The organism is Mariniflexile sp. HNIBRBA6329 (assembly GCF_043558645.1).
Lineage (GTDB): Bacteria > Bacteroidota > Bacteroidia > Flavobacteriales > Flavobacteriaceae > Mariniflexile.
The window spans coordinates 1-19,166 of sequence record NZ_JBIFXS010000011.1; the positions used below are offsets into that span (position 1 = coordinate 1).

The 19,166-nt window shown below is 34.9% G+C and carries 16 protein-coding genes and 1 tRNA gene; 1 reads left to right on the plus strand and 16 read right to left on the minus strand.

What is annotated here, in order from left to right; translation table 11 throughout:
• From ACGK9U_RS12025 to ACGK9U_RS12065, 9 genes are all read right to left on the minus strand, one after another.
• The coding region (locus tag ACGK9U_RS12025) for a hypothetical protein (protein WP_394466627.1) at positions 1–1,754 on the minus strand (1,754 nt) is incomplete at its 3' end.
• Positions 1,755–2,476: 722 nt separating this feature from the next.
• Positions 2,477–3,904, minus strand: a complete 1,428-nt coding sequence (locus ACGK9U_RS12030; RefSeq protein ID WP_394466628.1) for an L-serine ammonia-lyase — start codon at positions 3,902–3,904, stop codon at positions 2,477–2,479.
• Positions 3,905–4,237: 333 nt separating this feature from the next.
• The gene (gene cydB, locus ACGK9U_RS12035; RefSeq protein WP_394466629.1) at positions 4,238–5,314 is read right to left on the minus strand and encodes a cytochrome d ubiquinol oxidase subunit II; all 1,077 of its coding nucleotides are present in this window, start codon (positions 5,312–5,314) and stop codon (positions 4,238–4,240) included.
• A 3-nt stretch (positions 5,315–5,317) separates the two neighbouring features.
• Positions 5,318–6,649, minus strand: coding sequence for a cytochrome ubiquinol oxidase subunit I (locus ACGK9U_RS12040; RefSeq protein ID WP_394466726.1), 1,332 nt, complete (start codon positions 6,647–6,649; stop codon positions 5,318–5,320).
• 226 nt (positions 6,650–6,875) lie between these two features.
• On the minus strand, positions 6,876–7,172 hold the full coding sequence (gene trxA / locus ACGK9U_RS12045) for a thioredoxin (protein ID WP_394466630.1): 297 nt from the start codon (positions 7,170–7,172) through the stop codon (positions 6,876–6,878).
• A gap of 4 nt (positions 7,173–7,176) precedes the next feature.
• Positions 7,177–7,539, minus strand: coding sequence for a rhodanese-like domain-containing protein (locus tag ACGK9U_RS12050; protein ID WP_394466631.1), 363 nt, complete (start codon positions 7,537–7,539; stop codon positions 7,177–7,179).
• Positions 7,521–8,930, minus strand: a complete 1,410-nt coding sequence (locus tag ACGK9U_RS12055; protein ID WP_394466632.1) for a rhodanese-like domain-containing protein — start codon at positions 8,928–8,930, stop codon at positions 7,521–7,523. Before ACGK9U_RS12055 ends, ACGK9U_RS12050 begins: the two co-directional genes overlap by 19 nt.
• Before the next feature lie 73 nt (positions 8,931–9,003).
• Positions 9,004–9,795 carry a sulfite exporter TauE/SafE family protein gene (locus tag ACGK9U_RS12060; RefSeq protein WP_394466633.1) on the minus strand — a complete coding sequence of 264 codons (792 nt, stop codon included), beginning with the start codon at positions 9,793–9,795 and terminating at the stop codon, positions 9,004–9,006.
• Positions 9,796–9,862: 67 nt separating this feature from the next.
• On the minus strand, positions 9,863–10,495 hold the full coding sequence (locus tag ACGK9U_RS12065; protein WP_394466634.1) for a Crp/Fnr family transcriptional regulator: 633 nt from the start codon (positions 10,493–10,495) through the stop codon (positions 9,863–9,865).
• A 211-nt stretch (positions 10,496–10,706) separates the two neighbouring features.
• Between ACGK9U_RS12065 and ACGK9U_RS12070 the strand changes: the two genes are divergently transcribed.
• Positions 10,707–10,780, plus strand: a tRNA-Arg gene (locus tag ACGK9U_RS12070).
• A gap of 239 nt (positions 10,781–11,019) precedes the next feature.
• Here the strand turns inward: ACGK9U_RS12070 and ACGK9U_RS12075 are convergent.
• From ACGK9U_RS12075 to ACGK9U_RS12105, 7 genes are all read right to left on the minus strand, one after another.
• Complete coding sequence (locus ACGK9U_RS12075; protein ID WP_394466635.1) at positions 11,020–12,198, minus strand: class I SAM-dependent methyltransferase; 1,179 nt, start codon at positions 12,196–12,198, stop codon at positions 11,020–11,022.
• A 6-nt stretch (positions 12,199–12,204) separates the two neighbouring features.
• The gene (locus ACGK9U_RS12080; protein WP_394466636.1) at positions 12,205–13,293 is read right to left on the minus strand and encodes an AI-2E family transporter; all 1,089 of its coding nucleotides are present in this window, start codon (positions 13,291–13,293) and stop codon (positions 12,205–12,207) included.
• A 181-nt stretch (positions 13,294–13,474) separates the two neighbouring features.
• On the minus strand, positions 13,475–14,713 hold the full coding sequence (locus ACGK9U_RS12085) for an alginate export family protein (protein ID WP_394466637.1): 1,239 nt from the start codon (positions 14,711–14,713) through the stop codon (positions 13,475–13,477).
• Positions 14,714–14,835: 122 nt separating this feature from the next.
• Positions 14,836–15,663 carry an ABC transporter ATP-binding protein gene (locus ACGK9U_RS12090; protein ID WP_394466638.1) on the minus strand — a complete coding sequence of 276 codons (828 nt, stop codon included), beginning with the start codon at positions 15,661–15,663 and terminating at the stop codon, positions 14,836–14,838.
• Between the two features lie 11 nt (positions 15,664–15,674).
• Positions 15,675–16,520: an ABC transporter ATP-binding protein gene (locus ACGK9U_RS12095; protein WP_394466639.1), complete on the minus strand. Its 846-nt coding sequence runs from the start codon at positions 16,518–16,520 to the stop codon at positions 15,675–15,677.
• An 88-nt stretch (positions 16,521–16,608) separates the two neighbouring features.
• Positions 16,609–17,715 (minus strand): ABC transporter permease, encoded by a 1,107-nt coding sequence (locus tag ACGK9U_RS12100; protein ID WP_394466640.1) that lies wholly within the window; start codon positions 17,713–17,715, stop codon positions 16,609–16,611.
• A 23-nt stretch (positions 17,716–17,738) separates the two neighbouring features.
• Complete coding sequence (locus tag ACGK9U_RS12105) at positions 17,739–19,124, minus strand: CmpA/NrtA family ABC transporter substrate-binding protein (RefSeq protein WP_394466641.1); 1,386 nt, start codon at positions 19,122–19,124, stop codon at positions 17,739–17,741.
• Positions 19,125–19,166 lie beyond the last annotated feature (42 nt).

A 19,166-nucleotide genomic window follows, 5' to 3' on the forward strand; every position in this document is an offset into this window, starting at 1 on the left:
ACATCAGGCGCTGGGACACTAGCAAGACACTGCACGTTAATAGGTGCAGGGTTAGAAGCTGTCGGGTTTGTAGTATCCCCAACCGTAATAACCACAGGTGCCGTTGGTGCAGAATTACAAGCAATACTGTTAAGTGTTGAAACGGTTCTTCTTCTATAGCTTGTTGTATTTGTTAATGAAGGCGGTTGGTAAGTTGCAGCGTTGGCACTAGGAATATCAATATAACTACCACTGGCATTAGTTTGCCATTGATAGGTTATGCTACCTGAACCAGTACCAGTTGTTGTTGAAGTTAGCAAAGCAGGAGCAGTGCCATTACAAATAGTTTGGTTTGAACCAATACTTCCCGGAGTAGGAACCGCTTGCACGGTAACTTGTATAGTTGCAGTTGGGTTACTTTCACACGCGACACCGTTTAATGTAGAGATGGTGGTCCTTCTATATTGAGTTGTAGCGTTTAAACCAGAGGGTGCATCATAAGTAGCGGCTGTGGCACCGCCGATAGTATTCCAAGTAGAGAATGGGCTTGTGGCACTTTCCCAACGGTAAGTGATTGTTCCGCTCCCGGTGCCCACTGTACTGGTAAAAGCAGCAGGATCACCACCATCACAAATGGTTTGAACACCACTAATAGTTCCTGCAGAAGGAACCGCTTGTATATTAATTATTCTTGACTCCACGTTGATAAAAGATCCTGATTTAATTTCTAATGAAATTAAAAACTGGTCGCTGGCTGGAGGGGAAAGCGTTGCTGGTGGTGTAAATGTTGTATTGGTCGTAGATGCATTCGTGGGTAATGTACCTGTATGTGGAATTGAAAACACACTAGATGGTAATAAGGCACCTGTATCATAGTTTCTGGCAGTCCATGTATAAGTAACATAAGTATCAGGTCCTAAATAACCCCCTTCTAAAGTTTGAGAACCAAAGCAAATAGTTATAGGACCAGTCGCTGGATTACTAATTGTTGCATTAACGGTTCCGCCAGCTGCGTTAACTTCACCAAACGTATAGGTGCTACCAGGAGCACCAGCACAAGCTGCATATTTTCTAGAACCAATAAAAATTTCATTATTGTTGTTACAAATAGCAGCGGTTAATGTACCACCATTTGACAGAGTTATAACTGGATCGTACCCAGGGTCTGGATCGGGCAAAGTTAAACGTGCTTTTGAACCTGTAAAATTTATGGTTCCACCATCGACATTAATTGTAGGTGTGGTTATTATTGCATTATTTGGTGATGCCGAAATATTTAATGTTAAAGTCCCATTAACCGTAACCGTACCCATGAGTTGAGTATTTAGATTAGTAGCTATGGTTATGTTATGGCCTGATACAATAGTTACATTTGGGTAAGGAGGACCTACAGTATTTTGCCCTGGGTAAGATAGAGTAGGTAACCAAGCGGCACCATTAAATACTTCCCAAGAACCAGAATTTGTCCAATTTCCGTTACCAGTGGATCTAAAATCACCAGCAACATCTGCTACAGCTGCTAAAGCAAAAGACGTTGATGAAGATGTTAATTTATAATTACTTAAAGATTTATTGTACCTTTTAGTCTTATCAATTTTAGACACTTGATTGTCAGAAAACAAGTCCGCAAAAAAAGAAATAACTTTATATTGTATATTATGGATCGGAGTGGTGGGTGTAGGTGTGCCACTTAGGTTTCTTGCATGCGCTATATTAATACTTATCAGTAATAAATATAAAATGCATAGAATTTTTGTAAAGTAATTTTTCTTCATAAACAGTTAATTTTAGGGCTTCACATAAACATGAAAAAGCAATCCAAGAGACTGTTATACTCAAAGATAAACTCATTTCAGGTTTAACGTGCTATTAACCAATTCTATGAGGGATGTTGCAAATTTAGGACTAATAGTACAGTAATGTCAAAAATACTCGGTGAAATACCTTTTTATTCTTACGTATGTACGCTTTATTTTTAATGAATTACAACTAAGGTATAACAGTTAAAAACGTATAGTTAAAGAATACTGAATATTTACTTTTATCTTTCACAGGACGAATATAATATAAAAATATCTATTAAACGCAAAAAAATCCGATAAAATACATATTTTAATTTTTAATCATTTATTAATTGACTGATATATAGTTATTTGTATTAATTTAAATATTCTGTTTTTTTGGTAAAAATTGATGAATGTTTTTTGAATGGATAGGGTGGACAAAATGGACATAGCAAAGTAATTGCTCAAAAATAGATTCATTTGTGATTAAATTTAGTATTAGTTTTTCATTTTTTAAGGATAGAATCTCCTTTAATATCTATTATTTGAGGATTATGAGCAAGATGATCTGCAAAGCATCTGCGATGGTTTGTTTCCCTATAATTTCATGCCATGCTCTGTTAATAAATGATTTGCTAAAAAATGTTTTTTTATGCAATTAATGCCTTTCTTAAGAATTCATTTAGTTTTTTAGTTCTGTAAAATTCTATTATCTAGCAATCACTCATATTTATTCCAACGGCTAAACCACCTTGAGAAGTTTCTTTATACTTAGAACTCATGTCTTTAGCGGTCTCCCACATAGTTTCTACCACCTTGTCTAAAGGTACTTTAGCATTCTTAGGGTCAGATCCCATAGCTAGTTCAGCTGCATTAATAGCTTTAATGGCACCCATGGAGTTTCGTTCAATGCATGGAATTTGTACCAAACCACCTATAGGGTCGCAAGTAAGACCCAAATGATGTTCCATAGCAATTTCAGCAGCCATTAAAACTTGTTCAGGTGTACCACCCAATAGTTCGGTTAACGCTCCAGCTGCCATAGCGCTTGATACGCCGATTTCAGCTTGGCAACCACCCATTGCTGCAGAAATAGTAGCCCCTTTTTTAAAGATACTGCCAATTTCTCCAGCTACTAATAAGAATTTTTTAACAGATTCAAAATCAGCTTCATGGTTTTCAATGACCATATAATACATCAGTACCGCAGGAATAACGCCAGCACTACCATTAGTTGGTGCAGTAACTACACGACCTAATGAAGCGTTTACCTCATTCACCGCTAAGGCAAAACAGCTAACCCATTGCAAAATTTGTCTAAATTTCACTTCGGTATTCCGAATGGTTTCTAACCAATTTTTTGGGGATGTGTAAGATTTGTTTTTTCCTAATAGGTTTTCATTTAAACTATAAGCTCGACGTTGAACATTGAGTCCTCCAGGAAGTTTACCTTCTGTATGGCAGCCAATAAACATGCACTCTAGCATAGTATCCCAAATTTTCTGTATTTGGGTGTCTATTTCTAAATCGGTTCTAAGAGATTGTTCGTTTTCTAAGACAATTTTTGAAATTGATTTGTTTTCTTGTTTGCAGTAGGTTAATAGTTCCAGCCCGTTTTGAATTGGGAAAGGGAACTTATTAAAGGTGTTAATGTTACGTTTAGCATTTTTGCGTTCTTCTTCCACTACAAATCCACCACCAATAGAATAATATGTTTTCGTTTTTTTACTTCCTGATTTTAGTGTAGCGTCAAACTTAATACCATTTGCATGGAATGGTAAGAATTTTTTATGAAAAGTTATATTTGTTTTTGCATCAAAAGGTAGTTTAATTTCGTTTCCAAAGTTCAAAAATTGGGTATTCTGTACTTTTTCTACAATTTTATTTATATCATCAATTGGAATAGTTACAGGGTCTGTCCCAGATAACCCAAGCATTATCGCTAAGTCGGTGGCATGTCCTTTTCCTGTTAAAGAAAGTGATCCATAGATGTGTACATTTATTTTTTCAACCTCATAAAATAAGTTGGTGGACTTTAATTCGAGAATCCACCTTTCTGCAGCTCGCCAAGGTCCTAAGGTATGGGAACTTGATGGTCCAACCCCTATTTTAAGCATGTCAAATATACTTATGCACTCCATATTGTAAACTTATTAGTAAATTCAAATTGGAAATACCATTTTACACGTGTTTGTAATCATTATATGTTAAATGGCATTAAATTTCCTTTCCGAGTAAAAGTAACAATTCCAAGTGAGGTATCTGAAATAGTTTGATACAAAAAAACCTTGCCATTTTTCAACAGCTTTTAAAAAAGTAAGGAATGTCTCCTAAGAAGTTCGTAACTTTAAAATGAAGAACAGGCTTTAATTAAAACTCTTTGAAGCTTTGTTTAGGATAAGAAAAACAGTTTTTATTTTGAGGGTTTAAATAAATTTTTAAGTTATGCTATTCTATATAAACCACAATATAAATTAATGCTCTCCATAGCCAATATCATCCATTTTACCTTTAAAAACTTTGTATTGAATAATAAAATAAATAACCACCAATATAATGGCAACAATAAACCAATTTAAACCAACCGATAAACCATAGTGGTCTGCAGCCATATTATAAATAGTTAAATCTGGATTAGTATTATTTGTTGAAGGTAAAAGTTTAGGGAAAATAGAAGTTACAGTAGATGCAATACCTCCAAATAAAAATAAGGATGAAAATATAAAGCCAATACCATCTTTAGCAAAGGTTTTAATTTTAAACAACCCAAACAACCCAGTAAAGGTTATTAAAGGAAATATCCATAGCCAGGGGTGTTTTATAAAGTTATGAAATGGTTTAGGCTCAATAATATGCCAAACCAATAAGGATGTAATTACCAAGCCTAAAAGCGCAAAATTAAGTTTGAAAATAACATTTTTTAATTTGGTATTTAGATCGGAATTGGTCTTATAAATTATCCAATTGGCACCGTGTATGGTTAGGGCAACAACGCCAATAACCCCTAATAATATAGTAAACCAATCAATAATTCCTAAATGTTCCGCTTTAGGGCTAAGCGTTGGGTTCCATAGCGGTAAAAAGAAATAATGCGCTTCGTGCGCCGAAACGCCATTGGTTACCATACCTAAGTTTACACCTCTAACCACATTGCCAAGAGCAATACCAAAAAATAGAGCCAAAAGCAAGCTGGCAATCCCAAAGGCTTTATCCCAAATGGTTTCCCATATTTTGTTGTGTATTTGTCCGCGTAATTCTAAACCAATAGCTCTAAAAATCAATAACCATAAAATCATTATTAAAGGCAAATAAAACCCGCTAAACGATACAGCATACAGCGTGGGGAATGCAAAAAACAAAACCCCTCCAGCGGCAATTAACCAAACTTCATTGGCATCCCAAAAAGGGCCAATGGCATTGGTAATGGCTTTTTTGTCTTTTTCGGTTTTTGCAAAAAATAAGTGGATAATACCCGCACCAAAATCGTAACCATCTAAAATAATATAAACGGCTAGCATGGTCATTAAAACGATATACCAAAATAATTCCATAGTTTAATGTTTTACGGTTTCGGGACCTTTGTTGATTATTTTTCCGGCAAGCATTAAAAATAAGAGCCCGAGCAATAAGTACAGTCCAATAAAGCCTAATAAAGTAAATAATGTGTTTCCTGCCGATACGTTTGGTGAAGCGCCGTCTGCGGTTCTAAGCAAGTTGTAAACCAACCAAGGTTGTCTACCAAGTTCGGCAGTGTACCAGCCCGTAGTATTGGCAATATAAGGAAATGGCAGCATAAACATAAGCGACCATAATATCCATTTGGTTTGATAAAGTTTTTTTCTTAATAATTGTACCAATGCCGCTAATAATAAGCCAATAAAAATAGTGCCTAAACCAACCATAATATGATATGCATAATAAAGTCCTGGAACATTGGTAGGATGCACATCTTCATCAAATTCGTTTAAGCCTTTTATTTCGGCATCCCATTTTTGATAGGTTAAAAAACTCAAAATGTTTGGGACTGCAATTTTATTGTCCAGTTTCTTGTCTTTCATATCGGGTTGACCAATTAAAACAATTTCAGAACCACCTTTTTCAGTTTCAAAAATACCTTCCATAGCCGCAAAAGTTACGGGTTGGTGTTTAACAACGTTTTTGGCAACCATATCGCCGGTTGGAAATGCGACAAGAATGCTGGCTATCAATCCGAAAATGACTCCGGTTTTTACAAATAGCTTTCCAAAAGCACTATGTTTATTATTTAAAATATAGAAAGAACCAACGGCTGCTACAACAAATGAAGCTGTAACTAACGATGCTGCTTGGTTGTGCAAATATGAAGGCCACAACCATTCATTGGTAAACAAAGCACTAAAATCATTTAATATAAACTTGCCGCTTTCTAATATTTCAAAACCAACGGGATGTTGCATCCAAGAGTGGGTGGCTATTATTAAAAATCCGCTTGCCCACGACCCTAAAAACACCAAAAAACCTGTAACAAAATGTAATTTATGACCGAGTAGTTTTTCACCAAAAATGAAGAGGCCTAAAAAAGAAGATTCCAAGAAGAATGAAAACATGCCTTCCATGGCCAAGGTTTGCCCAATAATACCGCCAGTGAGTTCGGAAAATTTAGCCCAATTGGTGCCAAATTGAAATTCCATAGGAATCCCCGTAACCACACCCATAGCAAAATTTAGGGCAAAAATTTTCATCCAAAATTTAGCGGCATCGTTGTAAGTTTCTGTGTTGGTTTTTAAAAATTTCCATTTAAAATAGACAATCATTAAAGAAAGTCCCATGGTTAATTGCGGAAATAAATAATGAAAGGTGATAGTAAACGCAAACTGCATTCTATCGTAAAAGAGCATGTCTTCCATAAAAAGAATTTTGTGTTGCAAAAATACAATTCTGTACGAACTTACGGGGTGTTTTCGGTTATAGATTTATTAAATTCTCAATTTTGTTTAAAATTTTGGAAGAAAAAAAAGCATCCTTGATTAAGGATGCTTTTAGTGCTATTAATCACCTTGATGGGTGAGTCTTTTACGACGATTCAAAGATATATTAATTATAACAGGCGCTAAGTAACAAAAGTTACATTAGCTAGTTGTGAGATTTTATTAACATAATTAATTCATTCTTTTGAACTATGCCTGATTGCCTCCAAACTTGAACACCATTTTTATAAAGCATGAAAGTAGGTACACCTTTTACGCGGTATTTTTCTGTTAGTGATTGATTTTTGTCAATATTAATTTTAATAACAGAAATTTCATCACCTAAAGCATCCTTAACTTCTTTTAGAATTGGGTGCATGGTTTTGCAGGGGCCGCACCATTCAGCATAAAAATCAACTAAAACAAGTTTGTTTTTACTTATTATTTCTGAAAAATTGCTCATTGCTTTATTCCTTCCAATTTAAAAATCCTCCTTTTAAATCGTAAATTTCAACAAAGCCCATTTTGGCCAATTGGTTTGCCGCTTTGTTACTTCGGTTACCGCTTCGGCAATACACGTACACAGGCTTCTGTTTATCTAATTTTTCTAATTGAGCGATAAAACTACTCGAAAAGAAATCGATGTTATTGGCCTTTTTAATGTGCCCAGATTTGAATTCATTAGCAGTTCTTACGTCAATTAATTGTACCGAATGGTTTGTAATTTGTTTTTTGAACTCGTTTGGAGCCAAAACCTTAATATTGGCATTTTGTACTTTGGAACCAAAAAGAAATGAAAATAAAGCCATCATTATAATGTTGTTGGACATATATAATCTGTTACGGGAATTCCGGCTTGTTTAATAGCGGCAAAGCCCCCAGTTATGTCAATTAAATTGTGAATACCTCTGCTTTTTAAAATGGAAGCAGCAATCATAGACCTGTAACCACCGGCACAATGCAGGTAGAATGTTTTATCTTCAGGAAAATCATCTAAATGCTCATTTAAATAATCTAAAGATGTGTGGTAGGCATTTTTTATATGCTCTGATTTAAATTCGCCATCTTTTCGAACATCAAAAACCGGTACAGCATCTTTTTCTAATGTTTCTTTTAATTCTGAAGCCGAAATTGAGGTTACGGTATCATACTCCAATCCTGCTTTTTTCCAAGCTTCAAAACTACCTTTTAAATAACCTATGGTGTTGTCAAAACCAACGCGTGATAGACGGATGATGCTTTCTTCTTCTTTTCCTTCGGGGGTAACAAGTAAAATAGGTTGCTCCACATCGGCAATAAGCGCTCCCACCCACGGGGCAAAATTACCATCAATGCCAATAAAAATAGATCTTGGTATGTGTCCTTTTGCAAACTCGTCTTGATGGCGTACATCTAAAACAATAGCACCGGTTTCGTTAGCAAGATGTTCAAACTCTGAAGGCGTTAATGGGGTAGTGCCACGTTCAATCACATCATCTACATCATCATAGCCTTCTTTGTTCATTTTTACGTTTAGAGGAAAATATTGTGGCGGAGGCAATAAACCATCGGTAACCTCTTTAATGAATTCTTCTTTGGTCATATTCGCACGAAGTGCATAATTGGTTTTCTTTTGGTCGCCAATAGTTCCAATGGTTTTTTTGCTTAGGTTTTTTCCGCAAGCAGAACCAGCACCATGTGCTGGATATACAATAACATCATCTGCTAAAGGCATAATTTTATTGCGTAAACTATCAAAAAGTAAACCAGCTAATTCTTCTTGTGTCATGTTAGCCGCTTTTTGTGCTAGGTCCGGTCTGCCCACATCGCCTAAAAACAGCGTGTCTCCACTAAAAATGGCATGGTCTTTTCCGTTTTTATCTTTAAGTAAATAAGTGGTGCTTTCCATGGTATGTCCAGGGGTATGTAACGCTGTTATGGTTATGTCACCTAATTTAAAAACTTGTCCATCTTCAGCTATAATAGCATCAAAAGTTGGGTTTGCGCTGGGACCATAAATTATGGGTGCGCCTGTTTGCTTAGATAGGGTAACATGGCCACTAACAAAATCGGCATGGAAATGTGTTTCAAAAATGTATTTAATTTTTGAACCATTACGTTTGGCTTTGTTGATGTACGGTATTACTTCCCTTAACGGGTCTATGATAGCCACTTCGCCATTACTTTCAATGTAATAGGCGCCTTGTGCTAAACATCCTGTGTATATTTGTTCAATATTCATAATCAAATAGTTATTAATTGTAAAAATAGGTCATTTTTCAAATTTGGACGGTAACAAAGGTTACAATTCTTATTTATGAAAATTCTTTGATAATTATATAAATGGCCATGATTAAAATAAACCAACCAAAGCCTTTTTTTAGTTTTTTGTTTGAGATGTATTTTGATAAATAGTCACCTAATACAACCCCTGAAATTGTTAAAAATGAAAATGTTAGTAGAAATACCCAATCGGTATTTAAGTTGTGCAAATCGCCTAAAAACCCAATAATAGAATTTATAGAAATGATTACTAATGATGTACCTACGGCATTTTTCATAGATAAACCAGCCCAAAGTACCAATGCTGGTACATATAGAAAACCACCACCAGCGCCAATTAACCCAGTAATAACACCAATAATTAGTCCTTGAGTAAAAGTTTTGTAGTATGCTTGTTTAACAAAAATACCTGTTGTTTTCTCTTTCGTTTTTATCATGGAAATTGATGCAGCAAACATAACGATGGCAAAGAATACCATGATGGCAATTTCTCTTGTAATTACAAATCCGTTTGAATTGAAAATTACATCAGGAATATTGGGTACTAAAAAACGTCTAGTTATGTAAACGGCTAAAAACGAAGGGAATGAAAATGCTAACCCTGTTTTAAAATCCACCAATTTTTTTTGGTGTTTTTTATAGACCCCAATAATGGAAGATGTGCCTACTACAAAAAGCGAATAAGCCGTAGCGACCACTGGATTATAGCCCAAAAGATATACCAATAAAGGCACAGTTAGTATAGAGCCTCCACCACCAATAAGACCTAAAACAACCCCAATTAAGAATGCGCCTAAAAAACCTAAAAAATCAATGATAGCCATAGTAGTGTTTTACATTGCAAAACTAGACTACTAAAAAGGTTCATTCAGTAACATAGGTTACACATCATTAAAAGTCTAAAATTTTAATGTTGTTTCTATGAAGTTTAATTTTGCCCTCATTTTCTAAAGTTTTAAGTAATCGTGAAATTACAACTCTGGAGGTATGTAAATCGAAAGCTATTTCTTGATGTGTTACCTGAATAACATCGCTATGGTTTACCATAGCTTTGTCTTTTAGGTATTTAAAAAGACGTTCGTCCATTTTTAAAAAAGCAATAGTGTCAATAGCTTCTAAAAGTTCGGTCATTCTATCGTGGTAGCTTTGAAGAATAAAATTTTGCCAACTTTTGTATTTTCCCATCCATTCACTCATTTTTTCAATAGGAATCATAATAAGTTTGGTGGGTGTTTCAGCAACCGCTCTAATTTCACTTTTTTTCTGTCCCATACAGCACGATAAAGTCATGGCACACGTATCGCCACGTTCAATAAAATAGAGTAGCAATTCGTCGCCTTTATCATCTTCACGCAAGATTTTTACGGCACCACTAACCAATAAAGGCATGGATTTTATATAATTGCCTATATCTATAAGTTGGAAACCTTCGGGTATTTCTTTAAAAGTCCCCACGCTGTTAATTTCCATTAAAAGGCTATCTTCAAACAGGTAGCCGTAGTTTTCTTTTAATTCGTTAATCATTTTCGTATGAGTTTGAACCATAAAGGTATTGACTTAAAATTAAATTAAAGCAGAATTTAGTATCTTTAAAGTGGTTATGTATGTGAATATTAGCTGTATGATAAAACAAAACGAATTAGCTAATAAAAATATCAATTTTATCTTTGTTAGATTTATAGTTAATTTTATATTTGCACACTGGAAAACAAAAATGTTTTGTTTATCGTGTTGAGGGCTCTTAGCTCAGCTGGATAGAGCACCTCCCTTCTAAGGAGGCGGTCTCAGGTTCGAATCCTGAAGGGCTCACAAGTGTAAAACCCCGCTATTAGCGGGGTTTTTTGCGTTTAATGGTTAAATATTAGTTTAAAAAAATATTAGGTTTTTATGCTAATTTATACTAAAATTGTACAAAAAAAGCACGTAAAAGGCACGTAAATGAAAGCATCTATTTAATAGAAAGAAACTATAGAATCTTGTGCTGTTTCAAACATTACTTATAAAACGTTTTTATAGACACGTTACTATGTGTTGAATAGTTAATTATTTTAGGCCTTTTTAGTTAGTAACACCAAATTTTTATCCTCTGTATCGGTAGTAAAAAACAAATAGTCATCACCACCATCTTTAATATTGAATTTTTTACGCAGTTGTTCTACCGTTTCAGGGAAGTTTCGTGTTGTAATATTGGCTTTGTTTATACCTAGTTTTTTTAAGGCTTTTTTGTTATAAAGCAGGCTATTTTCAATTTTAAAACCCCTTCCGGGGAAATCTATTAAAACACTACTTGTATATAAATGCGAGTGTTTATGGAGCTTGAAAACATTTAGTTGAGTAGAAATGGAATCAAACCCTCCTGCTTTTAAAATAGCACTGTTGGGTTCGTATAGATAGGTAAGAGGTTTGCTGTATGTTGCGGTTGCGGTTTTTTCATTTTCCAAATAAAAATCAAAAACTTCATCATTATCTTTTTTAATATTGATAGTTTTAATAGAAATAATCCCATTGAAATCAGCTTCTAAAACCCAAAGCAATTCTTTTACTTCATTGTTTACTGCCACCACATGTATGGTTTTTACGTGTTTTAATTCATTAATACCTACCGTAAAATCGAGCAATGGCGATGTTTTTATTAAGATGTTTTTTGAACGTTTGAATAGCAAATCCAAATGTTCTGGAACGTTTGGTAAACAATCATTTAAGAAAAACACTTTGCCTTTGCTGTCGTGCCTTCTTGAAGGATCTATATAAATCCAATCGAAAGTTTTTGCGCTGCTTTTTAAAAACCCCATACCATCAACCGCATGTGTTTTAATATTCTGAACGTTTAATTGCCTATAATTGTGCGCAACTATTTTAGAAAGTTCTTGGTTAATTTCGCAGTGTTCCACCTCTTTAAAAATTTTTGAAAAGTGGTAACAATCTACACCAAAACCACCAGTTAAATCGATGATGGATTCACCAGTTATTAAGTTCGCTTTGTATTGTGCTGTAGTTTCAGAAGATGTTTGTTCTATATTTAGTTTGTTGGCGTAATAAATATTATCAGCTTCAAACCAAGTAGGTAGTTTCTTTTCGCTACGTTTTTTTGCTTCAATTTGCTCTATAATATCTTTGGTTTCTATTTGAGGAAATAATGTTCCTTTTAATAAAAGCGTAGCAATATTGGAGTTTAAATTATGATTTATAAACTCTTGAATTTCAGTATTTAGTATAGGATTGTTCAAAAGGTATTATAAATCTTTAGTCAGTTTTTTTACAATTTTGTTTTCAGATAAAAACTCTTTTAAAATAACCTTAATGGCTGTATAAACAGGTACGGCTAGGATTAACCCAATAATACCAAATAAAATACCTGTAATTAGAATAACCAAAAATATTTCCAACGGATGGGACTTTACACTTTTTGAAAATATGAAAGGTTGACTGAAGAAATTATCCACTAATTGCCCCATAATGAACACAATAAAAACCCAAAAAGTTTTAGGTAAGATAACCTCACTAAAACTTTCGCCAAGGTTACTGGTCATGGTTAGTGTAAACATTAAAAAGGCACCAACCAAAGGGCCAACGTATGGAATAAGATTTAACAAAGCACACAAAAAGGCAATAACTATCGCGTTTTCTACACCTATAATGAGTAAGCCAATGGTATAAATTACAAATAGGATGAGGATTTGAAAAATGAGCCCTACAAAATACCTAGATAGTAAGTCTTTAATTTTTATTGAAGAATTTTTCCATCGTGTTTCTTTGCTGTCGGGAATAAAAGTTAATACGCCACTTTCAAACAATCTGCTGTCTTTTAAAAAGAAAAAAGAAATAAATAATACAGAAAAAAAACCGATACTGAAGCTTCCCAGTCCGCTAATAAATGCATTTAAGAAATTGGGAATAAGTGAATAATCTAATTTTGATAATAGGTTTGAGTCTTTTATAGATTGCTCTAAATCAATATGGTGCAAATTAAAATAGTTTACAATTTCTATGTACAAATCTTCAATATTTTCTTGAAGTTGATGAATGTTTAACAACGATAAATTGTGACCTTGTTTTACAACTAGAGGAATGAACAAGCTAACTAATCCTATAAATAAACCAATAAGGATAGCCATGGTAATTACAACCGCTAAAGTATTTCTAAACTTTAAACGTCGTTCTAAAAACAACACAATAGGTCTGCCAATTAATGAAATTACGGAAGCAATAGCAATATACCCAATAACCGATTGAATTTTATATAAAAACCAAATTAGTATAGCAATGCCAACAATAATGGCTAATGCTCTTAAAATACCATTTGATATTATTTTTGAATTCAATTGAAAAAAATTAATGAGTAAATATAATATTATTTACGTCATTATTGGGTATGGTTATGCAATCATGCAAATAGAAATTTTTATACGCGTCAAAAAAAAAGCATCCCATAATTTTATGGGATGCTTTCGGATTTAAAACACTTAACTAACTCAGATAATAAATTTCAGATTATTTTTTTTGTTAATTTATAAACTTTGGCTTAATTACTAACATAGCCCAAGCCCAATTTTGACCATCGGCAGCATCGGCTTTGGTTACTCCTTTTAAATCATACATGCCATCGGCAGCAAACATTTGAGAATATCCAAGAACTAAACTGTAGCCTTTGAATTTCTTAGCGAAAACCAAATCTAATTCGGTTCCTAACGATTTTTCACCGCTAGTTAATTCTTGTTCGCCACTAAAGTTTAATAGGTTTACAGATAGGTTAGAAGTTGCGCTTAATTTGAAATCTGCACCCACATGGATGTCAACTAAACCAATATCATTGGCATGATTGCCTACGTAGAAGTAATCCATTAAACCATTGAATTTGTGGTTGGTTCCATAAAGTGGGAAGAAAGCACCTGTTTCGCCAGCATCTGCATCGTTTCCGCTAATAACTTCAACACCTGCACCAAAGCTCACTTTTTCAGAAGCTTTATAAGATAAATCCAGACTTAAATCGTATGCGCCTTTTACATCTACTTCATTAAGTCTTTCGCCAGTTTGAATGTATGCATTTGCAGCTACACCAAAAGCACCTTTTTTATAGTTTAAATGTGTACCGAAAGTTTGTAAATTAGAAACCCCAGGTGTGCCATTTTGGTAACCAGTATTCATTGCTAAAAGGCTAGCTGAAAGATTGCCGAATTTTTGATTTAAATGCAGCATTTGCATGGTTTTATATGAGAAAAGTGCAGTTGTGGCATATAAATTACCAGCAGCTCCTAAATCGTCTTGATTAAAAGCCAAAGCTAGATCTAAAGCAAAACCACCTTTTGCATATTTAATTAATGCCGCATCGTGGTTGCGCCCTTGTTGTGCCCAATCTAATCCACCCAATATACGTTGATCATCGTATGATAGTACTTGACGACCTAGTTTAGTAGACCATCCTTTGCTCAATTGCAATTCTGCCCATGCTTCAAACAAATCAAATTTATTGTTTTTATCGCTATGGATGATTTGAGGATTTTCACCCCAAAGTAAAATATCTTGAATGCTCATATAGATTTTGTAGGATTCGGTAGAATATCCTGCATTCAATCGAGCTCTTGTTACTGTAAAAAAGTCTGGTTCGCTGGCTTCTGGAATTAAATTGCCAAATCCGTGCAGATATTCGGTTCTTGGTCTAAATTCGCCATCTAAAGTAAATTGTGCTTGTGCAAATTGTAAGCAGCTTAATAAAAGTCCTAGAATTACATATTGTTTTTTCATTTTTTTTGATTTTTAAGTTATGGTTGTTCTTTATTTGTTTTCTTTTTAGATGCTGCTTATATTTCATTATTCAAATATATAAGTAGCTGTTTTTTTGTTATATGATATATCTCATGTAATTTTTAGTGCTCTAAAAAATCTATAAGATGCTTTCTGTATTTGTAATAATCGTCGTGTTCCAGTACAGATTTTCGGGTTCTGGGGCGTTCAAAGTCTATGTTTAAAATATCACCTATTTTGGCTTTGGGTCCGCTGGTCATCATCACCACACGGTCTGCTAAAAAGATGGCTTCATCTACATCGTGGGTAATCATTACTGCCGTAATTTTTTCTCTGTTCCAAATTTCAATTAAGATATCCTGAAGCTCGCCTCTGGTTAAAGAATCCAGCATCCCAAAAGGTTCGTCTAACAATAATACTTTGGGTTTTATGGCAAAAGCTCTGGCAATACCTACACGTTGTTGCATCCCTTGGGATAGCTCGGATGCACGTTTGTTAAACGCATCTTCCAAACCTACTTTTTGCAAATAGTATTTAGCGATATCGTTGCGTTGAGCTTTAGTGGCGTCTGGAAATACTTGATTTATACCTAATAATACATTTTGAAGTGCCGTCATCCAAGGCATTAAACTGGGCGATTGGAAAATAACACCTCTATCGGGGCCTGGGCCTTTTATGTGTTTTCCTAGTACTGAAATATTCCCTCCAGAAATGTCATTAAGTCCCGCAATCATGGAAAGCATGGTTGTTTTACCACAACCGGAATGTCCAATGATGGTAACGAACTCTTCCTTTCTTATTTGAAGATTTAAATCTTCCAGAACTACATAATCACCTTTTGGTGTTGGATATACTTTCTTAAGGCTCTTTAAATCCAACATCACCTCATTCGAAGGGAAAAGCCCATTATCATCTAGAGTTGTTGTTCTATTTGCTGTTATTATACTCATGGTTTTTCTTATTAAAATCGGTTTACAAAATCTTTAGGGGTTAACTCAGGAAGTACATACTCTGTTTTAGATACCGATTTCCGTTCATTTCCAATATCCATTAAATACTCAATAATGGCATTTCTGGTTTTCTTGAAATTTGGGTTATCGTTTAGTTCCGTTTTATCTCGTGGACGGTCAATATCAATTTTAAACTCAGGTCCTAAAGTGGCATTTGGTCCTGGACGCAGTGGAATAATACGATCTGCCATGTAAATACCTTCATCTACATCGTTGGTAATCAATAGGGCAGTGCGTTTGTCTTTTCCCCAAATGTTTAAAATTTCATCTTGTAAATTACCACGTGTTAAAGCATCTAAAGCACCAAGAGGTTCGTCCATAATGATCATTTCGGGTTTCATAGCTAAAGCGCGTGCTACTGCAACACGTTGACGCATACCACCTGATAATTCTTTTGGGCGTTTGTTGATGGCATGCGATAAGCTTACCATTTCCACATATTCAGCAACAATGCCGTTTATCTCAGCCTTACTTTTTTTAGGAAATGCCTCTTTCACAGCCATATAAATGTTCTGTCCAACCGTTAACCAAGGCAATAACGAGTAATTTTGAAAAATAACCCCACGCTCATGGCTTGTTCCAACAACAGGTTCGCCTTTAAACAACACCTCGCCACTGGTGGGTTGCAACAATCCGTTTATTAAGTTTACCAAGGTTGTTTTTCCGCTACCAGTAAATCCAACAATAGCAACAAACTCACCTTCTTCAATAGACAAATTAATGTTTGAAAGTACCTCGGTGGCATGTTCGCCCTTTCCGTAGGTTTTATAAATATTATTTAATTCTAAGTATGCCATTTGTTTTCTGTTTATTTGTTGATTTGGTTATTTGTTGAATTGTTGGTTACGACTAAACGTTTGTACAATTCAACAGTTAAACATTTACTTAAATTCCATCATTCTTATTGAAAGAAATCATGTTTTGAACGGTAAGCATTATTCTGTCCAACAAAAATCCAATACCACCAATAACAAACATGGCAACAATTATTTTTGAGTTAGAATCTATAGCACCATTTTGGAATTCTTCCCAAACAAACGATCCTAAACCAGGACTTTGAGCCAACAATTCAATAGCAATAAGCACCATCCAAGACACTGAAAGTGTAATTCTTAATCCGGTAAATATTAATGGTAAAGCAGATGGTAATATCACTTTAAATACTTTTTGAAAGGTGCCCAGTTTCAATACTTTTGCTACGTTTATATAATCTTTGTCAACCGATGATACCCCCATGGCCGTATTTACCAGCGTAGCCCACATAGAACATAAACCAACACTAATAAACGAGATGATGAAAGCACTATCAGAATTTGAATCTTTGGTTAATGTTTTTACAATCATAAAAACCAATAACAACCAAACTACGGGAGATACGGGTTTGAAAATTTGAATTAACCAGTTAACCGAGCTTCTTAAGGTTTTGCTTAGTCCTATTACAATTCCTATTGGAACTGCAATAAGCAATGCTAAAAGAAAACCTGCAAAAACCGTTTTAATACTGGTTAAAATCTGGTCTACAAACGATGGTCTTCCGGTATAGGTGATGGCATCTTTGCCTTCGGCTATTCGTTTTGCATTTAAAGCAGCTGTTTTTTCAATAAAGGCTTGTTTGTCGGCCCTGATTGTGAAATGGTCATCAAGCAAGGTGTTAAAAGACCCCCAAACTTGGGCAGGAGATGGTAATGTGTTTGGTTGGCATTTTACGGCACCCGATGCTATACATGCTTCCATGGCATCGGCTGCTTCCTGCCCTTGTTCGGATAATGCTTTTTCAATTTTGTAAGCGGCTTCAGTATTGTATAGTGCTTGAGATCCCATGTGCCATAGCCCTATAAATAAAAGCATGGAAGCAAGAGGCACTACAACTTTTCGTAAGAAGTTTCTAAAATCTTCTTTTTCAATCTTCCCAGTGAATATCAATTTTAAGGTTCTTAAAAACTCGAATCCCATAAACTTGGTTATCTTATCTAATGTGATGCTTTGCTTCATGATTACTAACTTTTTGTGTGTTTTTATTTTTTATCCTTATTTCCTATAGAGAAACTATTGATGTAGCCAATGGGGTCTTTAGCGTCGTATTTGGTGCCATCAATAAAATCGGTTGTTGCAGGTTTGTATCCATCTGTATTTGGCACATCGCTAGCAGGAATGTGTCCTTCAGCCACCAATAAATCGGCTGCTTTTTTCCAGATGTCTGGTCTGTAAATCTTTTTAATGGTTTCAGCATACCAACCTTCAGGTTTTGGAGCTGGAATTTGTCCCCATCTACGCATTTGTGTTAAGAACCAAATACCATCAGAGTAAAAAGGATAGGTAGCATTGTATTTGTAGAATACGTTAAAGTCTGGCATCTCACGTTTGTCGCCTTTTTCGAATTCAAAAGTACCTGTCATGGAATTTGCTAAAACCACTTCATCAGCACCTACATATTGAGACATTGATAATATTTTTACAGCTTCGGCTCTGTTGCTTGGTTCGTCTAACCATTTACCTGCACGAATCAAGGCTTTGGTAACGGCAATGGCTGTGTTTGGGTTTTCTTCAACAAACTTTTTGGTCATTACAAACACTTTTTCTGGGTTGTTTTTCCAAATGTCATAGTTTGTTACAACCGGTACACCAATCCCTTTAAACACCGCTTGTTGGTTCCATGGTTCGCCTACACAGTATCCGTAAATAGTTCCTGCTTCAAGAGTTGCCGGCATTTGTGGTGGCGGTGTTACAGATAGCAATACATCGGCACCAATTTGTCCTTGTACGTTATCGGCAGTGTACATACCAGGATTTATTCCTGCTGCGGCTAACCAATATCTGATTTCATAATTGTGAGTAGATACTGGGAATACCATACCCATTTTAAAGGCGTTTCCTTTGTTTTTATATTCTGTAATTACGGGTTTTAAAGCATCTGCTTTTATAGGGTGCACGGGTTTGCCATCGGCATCTTTTGGTACATTTGGTTTCATTTTAGCCCAAACATCGTTAGATACGGTAATACCATTTCCATTCAAATCCATAGAGTAAGCGGTTACTAATTCCGCTTGTCTACCAAAACCAGCACCTGCGGCTATTGGTTGTCCTGCAAGCATGTGAGAACCATCTAATTGACCATCAATAACACGGTCTAAAACATTTTTCCAGTTCGATTGTGCTTCCACAGAAACAAATAAGCCTTCATCTTCAAAAAAGCCTTTTTCTTTGGCAATAGCTAATGGTGCCATATCTGTTAATTTGATAAACCCAAAAGTTAATTGTGGCTTTTCAATATCTAATGTTTTTGTTTTAGAAGTTTCTGTAGTTACTTCTTCAGTTGATGCTTTTTTTGTTTTTCCACCACAGGCACTTAGTAATAGTCCTAGTGATAAGATCCATGTTGATTTTGTTAATAGTGATTTCATATTGCTTGATTTTATTTAATAAGTATTAATACTTAATTACAG

Bases quoted from the DNA above. Each gene is read 5' to 3' on its own strand.
- ACGK9U_RS12030 (WP_394466628.1), bottom strand. From the start codon at position 3,904: ATGGAGTGCATAAGTATATTTGACATGCTTAAAATAGGGGTTGGACCA.
- cydB (WP_394466629.1), bottom strand. From the start codon at position 5,314: ATGGAATTATTTTGGTATATCGTTTTAATGACCATGCTAGCCGTTTAT.
- ACGK9U_RS12040 (WP_394466726.1), bottom strand. From the start codon at position 6,649: ATGGAAGACATGCTCTTTTACGATAGAATGCAGTTTGCGTTTACTATC.
- trxA (WP_394466630.1), bottom strand. From the start codon at position 7,172: ATGAGCAATTTTTCAGAAATAATAAGTAAAAACAAACTTGTTTTAGTT.
- ACGK9U_RS12050 (WP_394466631.1), bottom strand. From the start codon at position 7,539: ATGTCCAACAACATTATAATGATGGCTTTATTTTCATTTCTTTTTGGT.
- ACGK9U_RS12055 (WP_394466632.1), bottom strand. From the start codon at position 8,930: ATGAATATTGAACAAATATACACAGGATGTTTAGCACAAGGCGCCTAT.
- ACGK9U_RS12060 (WP_394466633.1), bottom strand. From the start codon at position 9,795: ATGGCTATCATTGATTTTTTAGGTTTTTTAGGCGCATTCTTAATTGGG.
- ACGK9U_RS12065 (WP_394466634.1), bottom strand. From the start codon at position 10,495: ATGATTAACGAATTAAAAGAAAACTACGGCTACCTGTTTGAAGATAGC.
- ACGK9U_RS12085 (WP_394466637.1), bottom strand. From the start codon at position 14,713: ATGAAAAAACAATATGTAATTCTAGGACTTTTATTAAGCTGCTTACAA.
- ACGK9U_RS12090 (WP_394466638.1), bottom strand. From the start codon at position 15,663: ATGAGTATAATAACAGCAAATAGAACAACAACTCTAGATGATAATGGG.
- ACGK9U_RS12095 (WP_394466639.1), bottom strand. From the start codon at position 16,520: ATGGCATACTTAGAATTAAATAATATTTATAAAACCTACGGAAAGGGC.
- ACGK9U_RS12100 (WP_394466640.1), bottom strand. From the start codon at position 17,715: ATGAAGCAAAGCATCACATTAGATAAGATAACCAAGTTTATGGGATTC.
- ACGK9U_RS12105 (WP_394466641.1), bottom strand. From the start codon at position 19,124: ATGAAATCACTATTAACAAAATCAACATGGATCTTATCACTAGGACTA.